This window comes from Massilia sp. FBCC-B171, assembly GCF_059134155.1.
The window spans coordinates 462,645-480,128 of the sequence record NZ_CP101443.1 but is presented as its reverse complement, the minus strand read 5'-3'; the positions used below and the strand labels follow the sequence as shown (position 1 = coordinate 480,128).

At 63.2% G+C, this 17,484-nt stretch carries 19 protein-coding genes and 1 pseudogene; 7 read left to right on the top strand and 13 right to left on the bottom strand.

The features are described 5' to 3' along the window. Nucleotides 1–6 precede the first annotated feature (6 nt). The 4 genes from pyk to NMB41_RS02235 form a co-directional block, all read right to left on the bottom strand. A complete protein-coding gene (pyk, locus tag NMB41_RS02250; RefSeq protein ID WP_494382922.1) occupies nt 7–1,464 on the bottom strand; it encodes a pyruvate kinase in 1,458 nt (485 codons plus the stop codon). 72 nt (nt 1,465–1,536) lie between these two features. Then, nucleotides 1,537–2,742, bottom strand: coding sequence for a phosphoglycerate kinase (locus tag NMB41_RS02245; protein WP_494380863.1), 1,206 nt, complete (start codon nt 2,740–2,742; stop codon nt 1,537–1,539). A 50-nt stretch (nt 2,743–2,792) separates the two neighbouring features. Then, nucleotides 2,793–3,137 (bottom strand): AzlD domain-containing protein, encoded by a 345-nt coding sequence (locus NMB41_RS02240; protein ID WP_494380862.1) that lies wholly within the window; start codon nt 3,135–3,137, stop codon nt 2,793–2,795. Further along, nucleotides 3,130–3,879, bottom strand: coding sequence for an AzlC family ABC transporter permease (locus NMB41_RS02235; RefSeq protein WP_494380861.1), 750 nt, complete (start codon nt 3,877–3,879; stop codon nt 3,130–3,132). Before NMB41_RS02235 ends, NMB41_RS02240 begins: the two co-directional genes overlap by 8 nt. Nucleotides 3,880–4,079: 200 nt before the next feature. Between NMB41_RS02235 and NMB41_RS02230 the strand changes: the two genes are divergently transcribed. The 3 genes from NMB41_RS02230 to NMB41_RS02220 are packed head-to-tail and all read left to right on the top strand — an operon-like array spanning nt 4,080 to nt 5,890. After that, on the top strand, nt 4,080–4,274 hold the full coding sequence (locus tag NMB41_RS02230) for a zinc-finger domain-containing protein (RefSeq protein ID WP_193688200.1): 195 nt from the start codon (nt 4,080–4,082) through the stop codon (nt 4,272–4,274). Next, nucleotides 4,198–5,301 (top strand): YheT family hydrolase, encoded by a 1,104-nt coding sequence (locus tag NMB41_RS02225; RefSeq protein ID WP_494380860.1) that lies wholly within the window; start codon nt 4,198–4,200, stop codon nt 5,299–5,301. Before NMB41_RS02230 ends, NMB41_RS02225 begins: the two co-directional genes overlap by 77 nt. Next, nucleotides 5,294–5,890, top strand: coding sequence for a DUF2946 family protein (locus tag NMB41_RS02220; RefSeq protein ID WP_494380859.1), 597 nt, complete (start codon nt 5,294–5,296; stop codon nt 5,888–5,890). Before NMB41_RS02225 ends, NMB41_RS02220 begins: the two co-directional genes overlap by 8 nt. Here the strand turns inward: NMB41_RS02220 and NMB41_RS02215 are convergent. After that, nucleotides 5,881–6,666: an alpha/beta fold hydrolase gene (locus NMB41_RS02215; protein ID WP_494380858.1), complete on the bottom strand. Its 786-nt coding sequence runs from the start codon at nt 6,664–6,666 to the stop codon at nt 5,881–5,883. The two genes, NMB41_RS02220 and NMB41_RS02215, sit on opposite strands and share 10 nt — an antisense overlap. Nucleotides 6,667–6,668: 2 nt before the next feature. After that, nucleotides 6,669–8,237, bottom strand: a complete 1,569-nt coding sequence (locus NMB41_RS02210; RefSeq protein ID WP_494382921.1) for a beta-barrel assembly-enhancing protease — start codon at nt 8,235–8,237, stop codon at nt 6,669–6,671. A gap of 101 nt (nt 8,238–8,338) precedes the next feature. On the opposite strand from NMB41_RS02210, the gene moaC reads away from it, so the two are divergent. Both moaC and NMB41_RS02200 read left to right on the top strand, forming a co-directional pair. Then, the gene (gene moaC, locus NMB41_RS02205) at nt 8,339–8,851 is read left to right on the top strand and encodes a cyclic pyranopterin monophosphate synthase MoaC (RefSeq protein ID WP_494380857.1); all 513 of its coding nucleotides are present in this window, start codon (nt 8,339–8,341) and stop codon (nt 8,849–8,851) included. A gap of 146 nt (nt 8,852–8,997) precedes the next feature. Continuing rightward, complete coding sequence (locus NMB41_RS02200; RefSeq protein ID WP_494380856.1) at nt 8,998–9,768, top strand: bestrophin-like domain; 771 nt, start codon at nt 8,998–9,000, stop codon at nt 9,766–9,768. Between the two features lie 184 nt (nt 9,769–9,952). Here the strand turns inward: NMB41_RS02200 and NMB41_RS02195 are convergent, their stop codons facing one another. Beyond that, on the bottom strand, nt 9,953–10,288 hold the full coding sequence (locus NMB41_RS02195) for a hypothetical protein (protein ID WP_494380855.1): 336 nt from the start codon (nt 10,286–10,288) through the stop codon (nt 9,953–9,955). Between the two features lie 205 nt (nt 10,289–10,493). Here NMB41_RS02195 and NMB41_RS02190 point away from each other — a divergent pair, with 205 nt between their 5' ends. Then, nucleotides 10,494–12,554, top strand: a complete 2,061-nt coding sequence (locus NMB41_RS02190; protein ID WP_494380854.1) for a S9 family peptidase — start codon at nt 10,494–10,496, stop codon at nt 12,552–12,554. Between the two features lie 146 nt (nt 12,555–12,700). Further along, nucleotides 12,701–13,420, top strand: coding sequence for a flagellar brake protein (locus tag NMB41_RS02185; RefSeq protein ID WP_494380853.1), 720 nt, complete (start codon nt 12,701–12,703; stop codon nt 13,418–13,420). A gap of 68 nt (nt 13,421–13,488) precedes the next feature. Here the strand turns inward: NMB41_RS02185 and NMB41_RS02180 are convergent, their stop codons facing one another. From NMB41_RS02180 to NMB41_RS02155, 6 genes and pseudogenes are all read right to left on the bottom strand, one after another. Further along, nucleotides 13,489–13,941: a pilin gene (locus tag NMB41_RS02180; RefSeq protein ID WP_494380852.1), complete on the bottom strand. Its 453-nt coding sequence runs from the start codon at nt 13,939–13,941 to the stop codon at nt 13,489–13,491. A 129-nt stretch (nt 13,942–14,070) separates the two neighbouring features. Next, nucleotides 14,071–14,358, bottom strand: coding sequence for a pilin (locus NMB41_RS02175; RefSeq protein ID WP_494382920.1), 288 nt, complete (start codon nt 14,356–14,358; stop codon nt 14,071–14,073). A gap of 14 nt (nt 14,359–14,372) precedes the next feature. Next, nucleotides 14,373–14,505 (bottom strand): annotated as a pseudogene (locus tag NMB41_RS02170) (pilin); the annotation flags it as partial. 275 nt (nt 14,506–14,780) lie between these two features. After that, the gene (gene sucD, locus NMB41_RS02165; protein ID WP_494380851.1) at nt 14,781–15,662 is read right to left on the bottom strand and encodes a succinate--CoA ligase subunit alpha; all 882 of its coding nucleotides are present in this window, start codon (nt 15,660–15,662) and stop codon (nt 14,781–14,783) included. A gap of 16 nt (nt 15,663–15,678) precedes the next feature. Continuing rightward, entirely contained in the window at nt 15,679–16,848 is a 1,170-nt protein-coding gene (gene sucC, locus NMB41_RS02160; protein WP_494380850.1) for an ADP-forming succinate--CoA ligase subunit beta, read from the bottom strand. A gap of 61 nt (nt 16,849–16,909) precedes the next feature. Further along, a complete protein-coding gene (locus NMB41_RS02155) occupies nt 16,910–17,473 on the bottom strand; it encodes a DUF2889 domain-containing protein (protein ID WP_494380849.1) in 564 nt (187 codons plus the stop codon). Nucleotides 17,474–17,484: the final 11 nt, after the last annotated feature.

The window sequence follows — 17,484 nt, the reverse complement described above, 5'->3', positions numbered from 1 at the left end:
CCGCCTTTATTCTTTGTAGGTCTCGCCGACGCGCACGATCTTGAGCGCATTCGTGCCGCCGGCCTCGCCCATCGGCGAACCCCAGGTCACGACGATGGTATCGCCCGGGCTGACCATGCCCTCCTTGATCAGCAGCTCTTCGGCCTTGCGCAATACCGCGTGGCTGCCGCCTTCCTGCAGCAGGTGGAATGCTCGCACGTTCCGGTACAGCGAGGCCTTGCGCTGCGTCGTGCGTGACGGGGTCAGGGCAAAAATCGGGGTGTCGATGCCGTGACGGCTCATCCACAAGGCCGTCGAGCCCGACTCGGTCAGGGCCACGATGGCTTTCACCGCCAGGTGGTGCGCCGTAAACAGCGTGCCGTAGGCGATCGACTGGTCGATGCGGGTGAACTCCAGGTTCAGGAAGTCGGTATCGAGCTTGTTGTAATACTCGGACTGTTCCGCCTCCAGGCAGATCGCAGCCATCATCTCGACGGTCTCGATCGGGTACTTGCCCGATGCGGTCTCGGCCGAGGTCATGACCGCGTCGGTGCCGTCCAGCACGGCATTCGCCACGTCCGAGACTTCGGCGCGGGTCGGCACGGCGTTGACGATCATCGACTCCATCATCTGGGTCGCGGTAATGGCCAGCTTGTTCGAAGCGCGCGCCATGCGGATCATGCGCTTTTGCAGCGCCGGCACGGCGGCATTGCCCACCTCGACCGCCAGGTCGCCGCGGGCGACCATGATGCCGTCGGACGCATCCAGGATTTCCTGCAGCACGGGAATGGCTTCGGCGCGCTCGATCTTGGCGATCATCATCGGCTTGTGGCCGTAAGCCTCACCCGCGATATTGGCCAGCTGACGCGCCATTTCCATGTCGGTCGCGCTCTTCGGGAAGGAGATCGCCAGGTAATCGGCCTGGAAGCTCATCGCCGTCTTGATGTCTTCCATGTCCTTGGCAGTCAGCGCCGGCGCGGTCAGGCCGCCGCCCTGGCGGTTGATGCCCTTGTTGTTCGACAGCTCGCCGCCGACTTTCACCGTGGTGCAGATCTCGTGGCCGACGACCTTGTCGACGATCAGCACAATCAGGCCGTCGTTGAGCAGCAGCTTGTCGCCCGGACGCACGTCGCGCGGCAGCGCCTTGTAATCGAGGCCGACGCGTTCCTGGTTGCCCAGCTCGCCGTTCTCGCCCCACTTGGCGTCCAGGATGAACCTGTCACCATTTTCCAGGAAAATTTTGCCTTCTTCAAACTTACCGACGCGGATCTTCGGACCCTGCATGTCGGCCATGATCGCCACTTCGGTGCCGCAGGCTTCGGCGGCGCGGCGCACCAGGGTGGCGCGGTCGATGTGGTCCTGAGCCTTCCCGTGCGAGAAGTTCAGGCGCACGACGTCGACGCCGGCGCGGATCATTTTCACGAGGATGTCGAAGTCGGTCGACGCAGGGCCGATGGTGGCAACGATCTTGGTAGCGTTGTACAGGGGACGCGCAGGTTGCATGTGTTGGAATCCTTGTTCTGAAAGAGAAGCGCAGCCCAGAGGCTGCGCTAATACTTACTTCGCGTTACGCTGCAGCAGGATCTCGACTGCCGGCAGGGTTTTACCTTCGAGGAACTCGAGGAAGGCGCCGCCGCCGGTCGAGATATAGCCAATCTTGTCGCCGATCTCGTACTTGGCAATTGCCGCCAGGGTGTCGCCACCGCCCGCGATCGAGAAGCCTTTCGAGTCGGCAATCGCCAGCGCCAGGGTTTTCGTGCCCTCGGCGAACTGGTCAAATTCGAACACGCCGACCGGGCCGTTCCAGACGATGGTGCCGGCTTTTTCAATTTGCGCAGCCAGGATTGCCGAGGTTTTCGGGCCGATGTCGAGGATCATGTCGTCGTCGCTGACGTCCGCCACATCCTTGACGGTGGCAGCAGCCGTTGGCGAAAATTCTTTCGCGCAGACGACGTCAACCGGAATCGGCACCGAGGCGCCGCGCGCGCTCATCATGTCGATGATCTGCTTCGCTTCGGCCACCAGGTCGTTCTCGACCAGCGACTTGCCGATGTTCAGGCCGACGGCCTTCATGAAGGTGTTGGCGATGCCGCCGCCGACGATCAGGTTATCCACTTTGCCGGCCAGGCTTTGCAGGATCGAGAGCTTGCTCGACACTTTCGAGCCGGCGACGATGGCCAGCAGCGGACGTGCCGGCTGGCCCAGGGCTTTACCCAATGCGTCGAGTTCGGCGGCCAGCAAGGGACCAGCCGCGACGACCGGTGCAAACTTCGCGATGCCGTGGGTGGTCGCTTCGGCGCGGTGCGCGGTGCCGAAGGCATCGTTCACGTACACGTCGCACAGCTTGGCCATCTTCTGCGCCAGTTCGTCGGCGTTTTTCTTTTCGCCCTTGTTGACGCGGCAGTTTTCCAGCAGCACAACCTGGCCCGGCGCGACGTCGACGCCATCGACCCAGTTTTGCTTGAGTTCCACTGGCTGGCCGAGCAGTTCCGACAGGCGTTGGGCGACGGGCGCCAGCGTGTCTTCCGGCTTGAATTCGCCTTCGGTCGGACGGCCCAGGTGCGAAGTCACCATGACGGCGGCACCGGCTTTGAGCGCAGCCTGGATGGCCGGGATCGATGCGCGGATGCGGGTGTCTTCGGTGATGGTGCCGTTGTCATCCTGCGGCACATTCAGGTCGGCGCGGATGAAGACGCGCTGTCCTTGCAGCGCATCGCGGTCGATCAGGTCTTGCAAGCGGGTGAAACTGAGAACGGCGTCCATGTCGGCTCAACAGTGAAATAGTGAAAGAACGATATTCTACCGCACGCCTCTTATACGGCAGCACCAAAAACGTGTAAGACACGCAACAGTGTGAAGGCCAGCATGCCGAATACGATGGTCTGGAGCATGTTCTTCCGCCACAGATAGAAACCCAGCGCGGCAATACCGGCCAGCAGTTTCGGATTGCCCAGCTCGAGGTGAACGCCGCCGCCCGCATCGAGCAGCAAGTCGGGGCCGATGATCGCCGCCAGCGCGCAGGCCGGCGCATAGCGCAGCATGTCCTGGATGCGCGGCGGAATCGACACCTTGTGCCCCACCAGCCAGAAGCCGCTGCGCGTGATGGCCGTCGACACCGACAGCGCCACGATGGTGGCCCAGATTTCCCAATCAGACATGGCGCGCCTTTCGTTTTTCAAGAACGGCTTCGGTGGCCATCGCGGCCAGCATGCCGGCGAACACGGCCGCCAGCAGGCCCAGCTTGTAAGGGAAGCCATAGGCCAGCACTGAGACCGCGCCCGCGACCAGCACGCCGCACAGGGCGGCGCTGTTGGCCACCAGCGGCACCGTGATGCACAGGATCGCCAGCGTGCCGGCAAAGCCCAGGCCCCATTCGGCCGGGATCGCACTGCCGACAAAAATGCCGGTCAGCGAACCGACCTGCCACGCCGTCCAGTTCGGCAGCACCAGGCCTTTCAGATAGGACAGCTTGCCCGGCACCGGCACCGCGGTCGGGAAGCGCTGCAGGAACATCGCCACCGTCAAGTCGCCGGAGATATAGCCGTAGATCAGGCGCTGGCGCCAGGGCAGGTGCGAGAAATGCGGGGCGAGCAAGGCGGAAAAGATCACGAAGCGCAGGTTCACCACCATGGCGGTGGCAAAAATCACCCAGACCGGCGCATGCGCCAGGATCAGGGGCAGCGAGGCCAGCTGCGCGGACCCTGCGAACACGAGCAGGGTCATGCCGCAGGCTTGCAGGGGGCTCAGCCCGGTCTTGACCATGGCGATGCCGACGACTAAACCCCAGGCGGCAATCCCGAACAGGCTAGGCAGGCCGGTGCGCAAGCCTTCCTGCCAAAGGGCGGGATCGTGGCGTTCGACGATGGGAGCGGTGTGCCGGACAGGATCGGGCGCGTTCATGTCGCCTTCCTGCAACAGGGAACCAAGTGAATAAAGCGGGGACAAAAAGACATGAAACGACGATTCGGTTTGCTCGCAAGGCGTGCGCGCTGTGCGAAACCCGGCTGTGATGAATCCGCCATTCTACCGATGATCCCGACTGCCCGCTCTTATCCGTTAAAATCCTGTCTTTGCCCAACTTTGCGTACCGGAGAATTTGAATGACTGACAAGACGATGCCTGTGGTGGAACTCGAGGCCAAGGATCTGCCGGCCCACTGCCCGAACCCGGCCATGCCACTGTGGTCGTCGCACCCGCGCGTCTTCCTCGATTTCGACCATGACGGCGAAGCCAAGTGCCCCTACTGCGGCACCCGCTACCGCCTCGCCCCTGGCGTGGCTTTCAAGCACCACTGATAACAGCGGCCGATCGGCCATGACTTATCGCGCTCCACGCTGGCTGCCCGGCGGCCACCTGCAAACGATTTATCCCGCCACGCTGGCCGATAAACCGCCGGTCGTCTATCGGCGCGAGCGCTGGGAGGTGCAGCATCCGACCCTGGGCGAGGACTTCGTCGACGTCGATTTCGTCGACGGCGAGCCGGGCAAACCGCTGGTCGTGCTGTTCCACGGCCTCGAAGGTTCGTCGAACAGCCATTACGCGCGCAGCCTGATGGCGGCGCTCGCCGAACGCGGCTGGTCGGGCGCGGTGCCGCATTTTCGCGGCTGCTCGGGCGAACCGAACCGCACGGCACGCTTCTATCATTCGGGCGACTCGCTGGAAGTCGACTGGATCATGGCGCGCCTGCGTGCGCGCAGCTCGGGCCCGCTGTTCGCGGCCGGGGTCTCGCTGGGCGGCAACGCCCTGCTGCGCTGGCTGGGTGAATCCGGCAGCAAGGCCGGCTTCGTCACGGCTGCCGCCGCCATTTCCGCCCCGCTCGACCTGGCGCGCGGCGGCGAAGCCCTGTCCTCGGGTTTCAACATGCTTTATACGCGCATGTTCCTGCAGACCCTGAAACCGAAATGCCTGGCCAAGCTGGAACAATTTCCCGGCCTGTTCGACCGGACGGCCCTGCTTGCCGCGCGCGACCTGTACGCCTTCGACAACGTCGTCACCGCCCCGCTGCACGGCTACCGCGACACGGACGACTACTGGCACCGCGCCAGCGCGCGCCACGTGCTGCACGAGATCACCGTGCCGACCCTGGTCCTGAACGCGCGCAACGATCCCTTCCTGCCGGGCCGCCATCTGCCGGGCAGCGCCTCGCAGGCCGTGACGCTCGAGTATCCGGACGAAGGCGGCCACGCCGGCTTTCCGGCGGGCCCCTTCCCGGGACGCAACGACTGGCTGCCGCGCCGCATCCTGTCCTTCTTCGACGCTACGGTCGACACCTGCGGCGCGCCCCACCCGCCCGAACTATGCGAAGCTGGCACTTATGGATGACATCGTAAAACAGGCAATGGCCAAGTGGCCAAACGTACCGCACTGCTACGGCTGGCTGGCGCTCGACGCGCGCGGCAACTGGCGCATGCGCGACGAAGCGGCCCAGCAGGCCGACGCCGCCGGCGACAAGCTGAGCAACGCAACGCTGATCGGCTTTATCAACCGCAACTACGGGCATGACGACGCCGGCCGCTGGTATTTCCAGAACGGCCCGCAGCGCGTGTACGTGAACCTGGAAGCGGCGCCCTATGTCGCGCGCACCGACCCGGCCCTCGGGCTGGTGCTGCATACCGGTGCGCCCTTCGAAAATATCGAACGCGTGTATCTCACCGAGGTGGGCGTGGTACTCCTGCAGGCGGGCGACATCGTCGCCCAGGTCGATGACCGCGACGCCGCCCAGTTGTTCGACGCATTGGAAGTGGACGGCAAGCCGGCCAGCGACGACGCGCTGATGCGCTGGCTCGATGGCGGCGCCGGCACGCTGGCCCTGCGCTGGCGCGGCAACACCATTCCGGCCGAACGCGTCGTGCGCGAGGAGCTGCCGCAGCGCTTCGGCTACGTGCGCACGCCGGCGCCCGATCAGGCCTGAGCCGGGCGCAAGCGCGCCATCGCTTCACGCACCGCGTCAAGGATCGTCGCGCACACGAGTTCAGGCTCCGAAAATTGCGGGAAGTGCCCGCTTCTCGATGCCGTCACCTGCTTGCCCAGCGGCGACAGGCGCGCCAGGGACTGTTGATGCCGCGCGCGCGCCGCGAGCAGCGCCTGGGGCGTGGCCCAGCCCAATGCCGGGCGCGCACCGCTTACGACGAATAAGGGAATCGGAGGAAATGGCGGCGCCGCATCCAACTCGGCCAGGCTGGCGTCGAGGTGCTCGGTTTCGTCGAACGGATGGGGCGGCAGCAGGCGCCGGCTTGCACGTTTCAGCCAGCGCTGCACTCCGTTCTCGTAGCGCGGCAAGACGCGCACATCCTCGGGCGCGGTCGCTTCCAGCATTACCACGGCCGCGACGGCGTCCGGATAGAGGCGCGCAAACAGGTTGACGACCAGCCCGCCCAGCGAATGCCCGACCAGGACATACGGCGGCGGCACGGCCAGCGCATCGAGGAGGTCGCGCAGCGCCTCGACCGCTTCCGCGGCTGTCTGCGGCACCGCTGGTTTACTCGAGTGATCGATGCCGGGCCGGTTGTAACCGAGCGTGCGCGTGCTGCTGGCCAGTCTGGCAAACACCTTGAACCAGCCTTCGACCGGTCCACCGGCGCCGTTGACCAGCACCACGGCGGGTAGGCCGCTGCCGGCGAGGATGTATTCGACCGTCGCGCCGGCCACTTGCTGCGTCAGCTTGATGGGCAACAGGACCGGACGCATGGCTACCTGCTCTTCTCTTCTTCTTTTTCTTCCTTCTGGCGCGCTTTGAGCTCGCGCTCGCGCGCATCGATCACGGACTGTTCGTAGAACGAGACATCGCTCGCCTTGCGCGCGAAATCGAGCTGGGCGACCGCCGCCGGCAAGGCCCCGGCCAGCACATACGATTCGGCCAGCGCCATGTGCTGCAGCGCGATCTTGCCCTGGTTCGAATAGGCGCGCGCGAGCAGGTCGTACAGCTTGCCATCCTGGCGGTAAAGTTGCACCTGGTCGCGCAGGTAGCGGGTCGCCTCGTCCGGCTTGCCGGCGCTGATCATCGCATCGGCATACTGGCGCGCCAGTGCACGCGAGAGCGGATAGCGGCTAGCGGCCTCGGCGGCATCCTTCAAGGCTTGCTGCACGACTTCCTTCGGCTGGCCGGGCGCGAGCTTGATGTCGAGGTCGAGCACGGCGAACATGGCGCCGCCATCGCTCGCCGGCATGGCCGAGAAGGCGCCCTCCTTCGGGCGCATCGTGGCGCGCGCCTTGTCGAACCAGTTGCGTGCGCCGGCAAGGTCGCCTTCTTTCAGCGCCAGGAAGGACAGCCCGTACTGTGCCGCCGCCTGCTGGTGGCGGTGCTGCAGGGCCAGCTGCGACTGGAAGGTGGTGCGCGTATCGCGGCGCGCCGTCGTGCCCATGTCCTGCAGCACCCGCGCGCGCGCCTTGGCGAGATGGAATTCGATCGAGTCCGGACGCTGGCGGTAAGGCGTTTCCTTGATGCGCGCCTGGATGTCGACGATCCGCTCGCTCGTCAGCGGGTGGCTGCTGAGGAAGGCGGGAATCTCGCCATAGATCTTGCTCGCGCTTTGCAAACGCTTGAAGAAGGCCACCATGCCCGAGGTGTCATACCCGCCGGCGCCCATGATCTGGAAGCCGACCCGGTCCGCTTCGCGCTCGGCGTCGCGGCTGAAGTTCAGCTGGCGCTGCATGGCCAGGCCCTGCCCGCCCATCAGCACGCCCATGGCGGCATCCGGACTGGCCTTGGCCGCCAGCGCGGCAAGGATGAACGAGGCCAGCGGCAGTAACATGTCCTGGCGCTGCTGGCCGAGCATGCGCGCGATGTGGCGCTGCGAGACGTGGCCGATTTCGTGCGAGACGACCGAGGCCAGTTCCGACTCGCTCTGGGCCGCGAGCAGCAGGCCAGAATGAATGCCGATGAAGCCACCCGGCAGCGCAAAGGCGTTGATCGCCCCGTCGCGCACCGGGAAAAACGTGAAGTCGGCCCCCGTTTCGCCGCGCGTTCCGGGCACGGCGTCGACCAGGGCGCCGCCGAAATTGTTCAGGTATTCGCCGATCGCATCGTCGTCGAGATAATTGCGGTCGCGCCGGATCTCGCGCATGATCTCCTCGCCCAGCTTACGCTCGACGATCGGCGACAGGTCCTCGCGCGAGGTATCGCCCAGGGTCGGCAGGCGCGTTGCATTGGACTGCTGGCTGAAGGGCTGGTCGCCCGCCAGCGCAGGGGCCGCGCCAAGCACGGCCGACACGAGCAGGACGGCAAACGAACGGCGCCGCCGGGCGCGGGCAGGCGGCATTGCGGGGTGGGAGGTCGAGTTCACGATGCTATGATAACCGCATCTACAGGCGCGCTGCCGCAGCCTGAAACACTTTCTTACCCAGGCATACCGACACCACCATGACGCACCCCGCCCCGACGCCCGGCCCAGACGGCCTGACCCATTTCGATTCCACCGGCCAGGCCCACATGGTCGACGTCGGCGCCAAGGACGAGACCCACCGCGTGGCCGTCGCCGCCGGCACCATCCGCATGAAACCGGAAACCCTGGCCCTGATCGAGTCCGGCACGGCAAAAAAAGGCGACGTGCTCGGCATCGCCCGCATCGCCGCCATCATGGCTGCCAAGCGCACCAGCGACCTCATTCCCCTGTGCCACCCGCTGGCGCTCACGCGCGTGGCGGTCGATTTCGAGGTCGACGCCGCCGCTTCCAGCGTCCACTGCCGCGCCCAGGTCGAACTGCGTGGAAAAACCGGGGTCGAAATGGAAGCGCTCACCGCCGTGCAGATCGGACTGCTGACGATTTACGACATGTGCAAGGCGGTGGACCGCGGGATGGTGATGACCAATGTGCGAGTGCTGGAGAAGCACGGCGGCAAGAGCGGGGACTGGAGTACGGATATCGATCGGTGATTGGTCGACGTGGTTGAAGCGGCACCGCGACAAGCGCGCCGCGGGTGCGGAAAACAGCAGCAAGACAGGCGATCGGTGGCAGAATCAGTCTGCAATTAGCGCCAGCCGCGCCCCCCGCGTTGCTGGCGCGGTGCCGGGAGGCGACCATGCAAAACACTGAACTCCTCGACATTGTTCCTCTGTGGGCTCTGTTGATCGGCGTTATCCTGATCGTCTTGTTGTCGGGCGAAGTTGGCTTTCGCGTGGGACGGCTCCGCGCGCGCCGTGCGCATGAAATGGAAACCCCGGTCGGCGAAATGGTCGCCGCCACGCTCGGGTTGCTGGCCTTCATTCTCGGATTTACGTTTGGACTGGCGGCGACGCGCTACGATACCAAGCGGCAGCTTCTGGTCGATGAGGCCAACGCTGTCGGGACGACCTATTTGCGCGCCGAGATGCTTCCCGAACGGCGCGATGAAATTCGGGCCTTGCTTCGCACGTATGTCGACGTTCGCGTCGAAGCGGTCGTGCCGGACAAGCTGGCGGAAGGGATTCGCCGATCAGAGGAGCTGCAAAAACGGCTGTGGCAACTGACGGTTCCTATTGCAGTAAAACATCCCAATTCGATCATTGTCGGCCTGTTCGTTCAATCGCTCAACGAGGTGATCGACCTGCATACCAAACGCCTGACGGCCGCCGTGCGCAATCGTATTCCTTTTGCCATCTGGGCGGCGCTTTACGGAATATCCATCTTTTCTTTCGCCGCGATGGGTTATCACTCCGGCCTGACAGGCACGACCCGCTCGCTCGTCATCATCGCTGTCGCCGTCACGTTTTCGGTAGTGATCGTGTTAATCGCGGACCTGGACCGCTCGCAGGAAGGCGTCCTCAGGGTGAGCCAGGAAGCACTCAGCGAACTGCGCAAGTCGATGAAATAAAACCAGGCGGTATCCCGCCCGAGGTGGCGGCGGCTTCGAACACCGGCGTCGAGATGGGAAATACGACATGTGCGAGGCGGTGGACCGAGGGATGATCATGACCAATGCGCGGGTGCTGGAGAAGCATGGGGCAAGAGCGAGGACTGGACGGCTGGCGTGCAGGCAGGCGTCCAGGCCACCAGGTTTATTTCGCCGGCTGCAGGCTTCCCAGCCACGCCTGCGTAATCGCCTGGCCCATCACCCCCACCGCCTTCTGGTTCGCATCGGTGAAGCGCACCATCGACTGCTGCTGCACGGCGACCGCATTCTTCGCCAGCGCGTCGCTGCAGGCCTTCGATGCGGCGATGAAAGCGCGCAGCGTGTGCTCCTGGATGATGCTCGCCGAGCTCTGCAGCAACTGCTGGGTATTGGCCTGCATCGCGTCCCTGTACAGGCCGCCGACCTTGGTCCAGGTATCGAAAAACGGGCCGCTTGTGACGATCGGGAATGCAATGTTCGGGTAGGGGTTCGGTGTTGACATGGTGCTCTCCTCGTAAATGACGGGAAACCGCGGGAACGCCGAATGCTGCGGCGCACCATCGAGTCTACTCCTCGGTTGATCGCTTGGCTATCTGTAAAGACAAGGGCCGAGCAGGTGCTTGCCTTACCCATTCCGCATGGTAAATTGCTGCCTTTCCGCACCTCCCTTGCACGCGGGACTTTCCTATACGTCTGACGAGGATTCAATGAAATTACGTTTGCTGATGCTGGGCGCCGCTGTGGCAACCCTGGCCGCTTCCACCGCCCTTGCCGCGCCGCGCGGATTCACGGTGGAAGACCTGGTCAACCTGGAACGCGTCGGCAGCCCGGCCGTGTCGCCGGATGCCAGCCGCGTCGTCTACACAGTGCGCCGCACCGACCTGGGCAAGAACCGGGGCCATACCAGCCTGTGGATCGCGGATATGAAAGGGGCTGCCGCGCCCGCCGCCCTGAACAACCACGACAGCAGCAGCACCGATCCCGAGTGGTCACCCTCGGGCGACGCCGTCTATTTCCTGTCGACCCGTTCCGGCAGTTCCCAGGTCTGGCGCCAGGCCGCCGCCGGTGGCGAGCCGGTGCAGGTGACCAACCTGCCGCTCGACGTCGACAATTTCCGCGTCTCGCCGACGGGTGAACGCATTGCCTTCAGCCTGGCGGTGTTCCGCGACTGCGCCGATCTCGCCTGCACCAAGGACCGGATGGATGCGCAGGCCAAGAACAAGGCCAGCGGACGCGTCTACGACCGCCTGTTCGTGCGCCATTGGGATACCTGGGCCGATGGCCGCAATGCGGTGCTGTTCTCGGCGCCGCTGGACGCGAATGGCCGCGTGAGCGCCGCGCCCGTCAGCCTGTCCGGTTCGCTCGACGGCGACGTGCCTTCGAAACCCTTTGGCGACCGCGAAGAATACCGCTTCAGCCCGGACGGCAAGAGCATCGTCTTTTCGGCGCGCATCGCCGGCAAGACCGAAGCCTGGTCGACCAATTTCGACCTGTACAGCGTGCCGGCAGTGGGCGGCGCCGCGCCGCGCAACCTGACCGCGGCCAATCCGGCCTGGGACACCAAGGGCGTGTTCTCGCCCGACGGCCAGACCCTGGCTTACCTGGCGATGGCGCGTCCCGGCTTCGAAGCCGACCGTTTCCAGATCATGCTGATGGATGTCGCCACCGGCAAGCAGCGCAAGCTGGCAGCGAACTGGGACCGCTCCGCCGGCGCCCTGCAGTGGAGCGCGGACGGGAAAACCCTGGTGGTGGACGCCGAAGACGTCGGCCAGCATCGCCTGTTCTCGATCGACGTTGCCAGCGGCAAGGTCGCGCCGCTGACGGACAAGGGTTCGATCGGCGGTTTTGATATGCGCCGCGACACCATTGCCTACACCCTCGCCACCCTGAACTCGCCGGCCCAGCTGTTCACGACGCCGCTGGCCGGTGCCGCGCCGAAACAGCTGACCAATAACAATGCCGACAAGCTGGCCGACGTGCGCTTCGGCGAATTCGAGCAGTTCTCGTTTGCCGGCGCGAATGGCGACACGGTGTACGGCTATGTCATGAAGCCGTGGAACGCCACGCCGGGCGCGAAGTATCCGATCGCCTTCCTGGTCCACGGCGGCCCGCAGGGCAGCTTCGGCAATGCCTGGAGCTACCGCTGGAACCCGCAGGTGTATGCCGGCGCAGGTTATGCGGCCGTGTTCATCGATTTCCACGGCTCGACCGGCTACGGCCAGAAGTTCACCGACTCCATCAGCGGCGACTGGGGCGGCAAACCCCTGGTCGACCTGCAAAAAGGCCTGGCTGCGGCGGTGAAGAAATTCCCGTGGCTGGACCGCGGGCGCAGCTGCGCACTGGGCGCCTCCTACGGCGGCTACATGATGAACTGGATCGAGGGTAACTGGTCGAACGAGTTCAAATGCATCGTCAACCACGATGGCGTGTTCGATACGCGCGGCATGGCTTATTCGACCGAGGAACAATGGTTCACCGACTGGGAAAACGGCGGCCCTTATTTCGCCGTGCCGCAGCAGCACGAGCGTTTCAACCCGGTGCACCATGTGAACAAGTGGAAGACGCCGATGCTCGTGATCCAGGGCGACCTCGATTTCCGCATCCCGACCGCGCAGGCTTTATCGACCTTCACCGCGCTGCAACGCAAGGGGATCGAGAGCAAGCTGCTGGTCTTCCCGGACGAGAATCACTGGGTACTCAAGCCGGCCAACTCGCTGCTCTGGCACCACACGGTGATCGGCTGGCTGGATCAGCACCTGAAGCATTGAATTATTGATCTGGCGCTCAGAAAACCTGGACAAGCCCGTGTCATCACGGGCTTTTTCATTGTATTTAGCAAATCTGTTGCCTCGGCAACACTAAATGCAATGGTAAAATACAGCCCTCTCCCGGCCTGTCGGCCCACTTCCTCACCATGAACAGCATGCAGTCCGGACAGGCAAACGAGCTCAAACCCGAGGACATCGATTTCGAGACCATGAATATCCAGGTCGGTACACGCTTGCAGCTCATCACGCATCGCCGCATCAAGCCTGTCCAGCATTTCTCGAGCCTGATCGGCTATATCAAGGATGAGTACATCATCCTCAAGATCCCGATGGAAAGCGGTTCTCCGATCGCCCTGGCCGAAGGCGAGCGCCTGACGATCCGCGTGTTTTCCGGCATCAAGGTATGCTCATTCGCCTGCACGGTCGAACGCGTATTCGGCCGTCCCTTGTTCTATGTGCACGTGTCCTTCCCGACCTCGGTGCAGGGCACCAGCCTGCGCACGGCGATGCGGGTCAAGGTCGACCTGCCGGCTCACCTGACTGGCAACGGGACCCATGGCAAGGCACTGGCCTGCACCATCGTGATTCTGTCCGTCAGTGGCGCGCTCGTGACTTCGCCGAGCCGCCTGCCGAGCGACGAGCAGCAAATCGCGCTGCAGTTCTCGCTCAAGGCGCCGCCCGACGACCAGGAAGTCCACATCGGGGCGCGCGCGGCGATTCGCAACGTGAGCGTGACCAAGGCGCCGGACGACAGCGACCTGTTCACCTACGGCATGCAGTTCATCGACCTCGATCCTGGGCACTACACGCTCCTGCAGAACATGACGTATGAAGCGCTGCTGGCCGATCGCCAGAAAATCGTTTAAGAGCCTTCTGTTGATGTCCGAATAAAAAACCCCGCCAGTGCGGGGTTTTGTCTTTTCGGGAGCGCTCTTCAAGCCTTGCCCTTGCACACGCCGGCGGGTCCGATCAGCTTTTGCGGGACGGTAGCGGCAGCGCAGCTCCAGGCGCCGGTGGCCATGTCGCGCGTCAGGGTGATGGTCTGGTCCTTGACGCTCGTCGGACCGGCGACGATCTGGCAGGTGAGATTGGTGGCCTCGGGGCCGCCGACCGCGCCGAACTTGCAGTTGGCGGTGGGCTGGTCGGCCGCGGCCAGGCCGACGTCTTCCGGTTTGGCGACGGTGTCGCCGTCGATCAGCCTGGTGTCCATACCGACCTTGCCGGCCGCGACTTCAGCCAGCGCCACACCGAACTTCGATTTCGCCATGTAGTCCTGGTAGGCAGGCATGGCGACCGTTGCCAGGATGCCGATGATGGCCACCACGATCATCAGTTCGACCAGGGTAAAACCGGCTTGCGTACTCTTGAGAAATTTCCTACATAACATAGTGATCCTCCGGTGAGATTGAGCAGACCGGAACGATAACCGTGAGCCTGGATGCGCGATTGCGCTAGCTCAGCCAAAAACAAAAACCCCGCCGAAGCGGGGTTTCTTGGCTGCTACGTGTTACCAGTATCAGGTTTTGTCGCCAGTGCAGATGCCTTCTGCGCCGATCAGTTTTTGCTTGATCTTCGGCGCAGTGCAGGCCCAGGCGCCGGCGGCGTCGCGGGTCAGGGTGATCATCTCGCCCTTCACGCCGGTTGGACCTGCTTCAATCGTGCAGGTCAGCGTGCTTGCGGTCGCACCAAACGTGCAGTTCGAGGTTTTGTTAGCCGACAGTCCGACATCGGTCGCGGAGCCGACGGTTTCGCCATCGTTCAGGCGGGTGTCGAAGCCCACTTTACCAGCCGACACTTCCGACAGCGCAGCACCGAACTTCGACTTGGCGGTGTAATTCTGGTAGTTAGGGATGGCGACAGCGGCCAGGATGCCGATGATGGCAACAACGATCATCAGTTCGATCAGGGTGAAGCCGGCTTGTGCTTTTTTAACAATTTTCATCGATTTCATGGTGGATCTCCAGGGGGTAATGTGTTGGGGTGTTTGTTTGGTATTGCTTCGTGCCACGTACTCCTTATTGCAAGCGCCGTGCCAGCCCGTTTACCCCTGTTTTTAGTAGTTTTCATGCAACAATACTGACGAAACGCGTCAGTTCCGCTGCAGAACTGACAAAATTTGTCACCCATGGTGCATTTTCTGTCCATACGGAAACAATTCCCGCGGGTCCCGGAAATAAAAAGAGGAGCCCGCAGGCTCCTCTCTGGTCCAGCTAGAACAAATCAGGCTTACAGCATGGCCTTCAGCAGGCGCGCCATTTCCGATGGGTTCTTGGTGGCCTTGATTCCGCACTCTTCCATGATGTCCAGCTTGGCTTGCGCGGTATCTGCGCCGCCCGAGATCAGCGCGCCGGCGTGGCCCATGCGCTTGCCTGGAGGAGCGGTGACACCGGCGATGAAGCAAACGACTGGCTTCTTCATGTTGTCTTTGATCCAGTAGGCCGCATTGCCTTCGTCCGGACCGCCGATTTCGCCGATCATGATGACCGCGTCGGTATCAGGATCGTCGTTGAACATCTTCATGACGTCGATGTGCTTCAGACCGTTGATCGGGTCGCCGCCGATGCCGACTGCCGACGACTGGCCCAGGCCCAGTGCGGTCAGCTGGCCGACTGCTTCATAGGTCAGGGTGCCCGAACGCGAGACGACGCCAATGCGGCCCTTGCGGTGGATGTGACCCGGCATGATGCCGATCTTGATTTCGTCCGGGGTGATCAGGCCTGGGCAGTTAGGACCCAGCAGCAGAGTCTTCGAGCCGGCTTTGGCCATGCGGTCCTTGAGGGCCATCATGTCACGGACAGGAATGCCTTCGGTGATGCAGATTGCCAGGTCCAGGTCGGCTTCGACAGCTTCCCAGATGGCGGCAGCCGCGCCTGCAGGCGGCACGTAGATGACCGACACGTTGGCGCCGGTAGCGGCTTTTGCATCCGATACGGTAGCGTAGATCGGGATGCCTTCGAAGTCTTCACCGGCCTTCTTCGGGTTCACGCCGGCGACGAATGCTTCTTTGCCGTTCGCGTAGTCGCGGCACATGCGGGTATGGAACTGACCGGTCTTGCCGGTGATACCCTGGGTGATGACTTTAGTATCTTTGTTGATCAGGATCGACATTTGTTTATTCCTTGAATTAGGCTTTACCAGCTGCAGCGGCGACGACGGCCTTGGCTGCATCTTCCATCGTATCGGCGGCGATGATCGGCAGACCGGAGTCGGCCAGCATCTTCTTGCCCAGGTCTTCGTTCGTGCCCTTCATGCGCACGACCAGCGGAACCTGCAGCGAGACTGCTTTCGATGCGGTGATCACGCCTTCGGCGATGACGTCGCAACGCATGATGCCGCCGAAGATGTTGACCAGGATGGCTTTCAGGCCAGGGTTCTTCAGCATGATCTTGAATGCTTCGGTGACTTTCTCAGCCGTCGCACCGCCGCCCACGTCCAGGAAGTTGGCCGGCTCGCCGCCGAACAGCTTGATGGTGTCCATGGTGGCCATGGCAAGACCCGCGCCGTTCACCAGGCAGCCGATGTTGCCGTCGAGCGAAATGTAGGCCAGGTCGAACTTCGATGCTTCGACTTCGGCTGGATCTTCTTCGTCCAGGTCGCGGTAGGCGACGATTTCCGGCTGGCGGAACAGCGCGTTCGAATCGAAGTTGAACTTCGCGTCGAGGGCGATGACCTTGCCCGAACCGGTCAGGATCAGCGGGTTGATTTCGGCCAGCGATGCGTCGGTTTCCCAGTACGCCTTGTACAGGCCCTTCAGCTGGGTGCGGGCGTCGGCCAGCGATTCGGCAGGCACGCCGATCTTGGTCGAGATCTCGTCCGCTTCGGCGTCGGTCAGGCCGACCGATGGGTCGATCGCGATCGAGTGGATTTTTTCCGGGTTGCTGTGTGCGACTTCTTCGATGTCCATGCCGCCTTCCGACGAGGCCATCAGCACGACGCGCTGCGAGACGCGGTCGGTGACCATCGAGACGTACAGTTCTTTCTTGATGTCGGCGCCTTCTTCGACCAGCAGGCGACGCACTTTCTGGCCTTCTGGGCCAGTCTGGTGCGTGATGAGCTGCATGCCCATGATCTGCTCCGCGTATTCGCGGACTTGTTCCAGCGACTTGGCCACTTTCACGCCGCCGCCTTTGCCACGGCCGCCAGCATGGATCTGGGCCTTGACCACCCATACCGGGCCGCCCAGCTCTTCAGCTGCCTTGACGGCCTCGTCGACCGACATGCACGGAATGCCGCGCGGAACCGTCACTCCGAACTTTCGGAGGATTTCTTTGCCCTGATACTCATGGATTTTCATGCTGGCTTCCCTTCTTATGTTACTGATTAGATAGGTTAATTAAGGTACTTCGACATCGGTCTCAACCCTGTACGGCCTTGATTACCCAGCGTGGGTAATACTTTGCCACAGCGGGGCCGTCGGCGCGCAGCGCGTGGCAGCGGTCGATTTCATACGGACGCACAGCGTCGCCAGCGTTGGCGGCGTTGCGTGTCTCGAATTCGTCATCGGCGAAGGCCTGGATTGCCGCGGTGGGCAAAACCTGCGCCAGTTCGGTCAGGTGAGTGCAGCCGAGCACGCCGGAGAAGCGGTCTTTCAGGTGCAGCCGGAAATGCTTGGCGAGCGACAGCCCGATCAATTTCTTGTACGCCGGCCCGATCACATCGCAATACCCTGGATACGGCACCGAGTCGGACGCAGCTTCGGCGTCGACAATCTCAAGGTCCGTGTTGATGGTAATGCGCAGGCTCAGGTCGTGCACGGCCGTGCCCGCCGGACGGTTGCCGGAGGCGAGAACGATGTCTTGTGCCTTGATGTCGCGAATACGCGCGTCAAGATCCCACAGGCCATCGTCGCGCGCGTACGCTTCGACGGTAATGGCGCGAGTATGCCGCAGTGAACGCGGGGCGGGAGATGACAGAGGCATAAAAAAACGGT

Coding starts and splice junctions, on each gene's coding strand:
- NMB41_RS02225 (WP_494380860.1), top strand. CDS start 4,198: ATGACGGCGAAGCCAAGTGCCCCTACTGCGGCACCCGCTACCGCCTCG.
- moaC (WP_494380857.1), top strand. CDS start 8,339: ATGACGCACCCCGCCCCGACGCCCGGCCCAGACGGCCTGACCCATTTC.
- NMB41_RS02190 (WP_494380854.1), top strand. CDS start 10,494: ATGAAATTACGTTTGCTGATGCTGGGCGCCGCTGTGGCAACCCTGGCC.
- NMB41_RS02235 (WP_494380861.1), bottom strand. CDS start 3,879: ATGAACGCGCCCGATCCTGTCCGGCACACCGCTCCCATCGTCGAACGC.
- NMB41_RS02245 (WP_494380863.1), bottom strand. CDS start 2,742: ATGGACGCCGTTCTCAGTTTCACCCGCTTGCAAGACCTGATCGACCGC.
- NMB41_RS02195 (WP_494380855.1), bottom strand. CDS start 10,288: ATGTCAACACCGAACCCCTACCCGAACATTGCATTCCCGATCGTCACA.
- NMB41_RS02200 (WP_494380856.1), top strand. CDS start 8,998: ATGCAAAACACTGAACTCCTCGACATTGTTCCTCTGTGGGCTCTGTTG.
- NMB41_RS02230 (WP_193688200.1), top strand. CDS start 4,080: ATGACTGACAAGACGATGCCTGTGGTGGAACTCGAGGCCAAGGATCTG.
- NMB41_RS02220 (WP_494380859.1), top strand. CDS start 5,294: ATGGATGACATCGTAAAACAGGCAATGGCCAAGTGGCCAAACGTACCG.
- sucC (WP_494380850.1), bottom strand. CDS start 16,848: ATGAAAATCCATGAGTATCAGGGCAAAGAAATCCTCCGAAAGTTCGGA.
- NMB41_RS02210 (WP_494382921.1), bottom strand. CDS start 8,237: ATGCCGCCTGCCCGCGCCCGGCGGCGCCGTTCGTTTGCCGTCCTGCTC.
- sucD (WP_494380851.1), bottom strand. CDS start 15,662: ATGTCGATCCTGATCAACAAAGATACTAAAGTCATCACCCAGGGTATC.
- NMB41_RS02155 (WP_494380849.1), bottom strand. CDS start 17,473: ATGCCTCTGTCATCTCCCGCCCCGCGTTCACTGCGGCATACTCGCGCC.
- NMB41_RS02215 (WP_494380858.1), bottom strand. CDS start 6,666: ATGCGTCCGGTCCTGTTGCCCATCAAGCTGACGCAGCAAGTGGCCGGC.
- NMB41_RS02240 (WP_494380862.1), bottom strand. CDS start 3,137: ATGTCTGATTGGGAAATCTGGGCCACCATCGTGGCGCTGTCGGTGTCG.
- NMB41_RS02180 (WP_494380852.1), bottom strand. CDS start 13,941: ATGTTATGTAGGAAATTTCTCAAGAGTACGCAAGCCGGTTTTACCCTG.
- NMB41_RS02185 (WP_494380853.1), top strand. CDS start 12,701: ATGAACAGCATGCAGTCCGGACAGGCAAACGAGCTCAAACCCGAGGAC.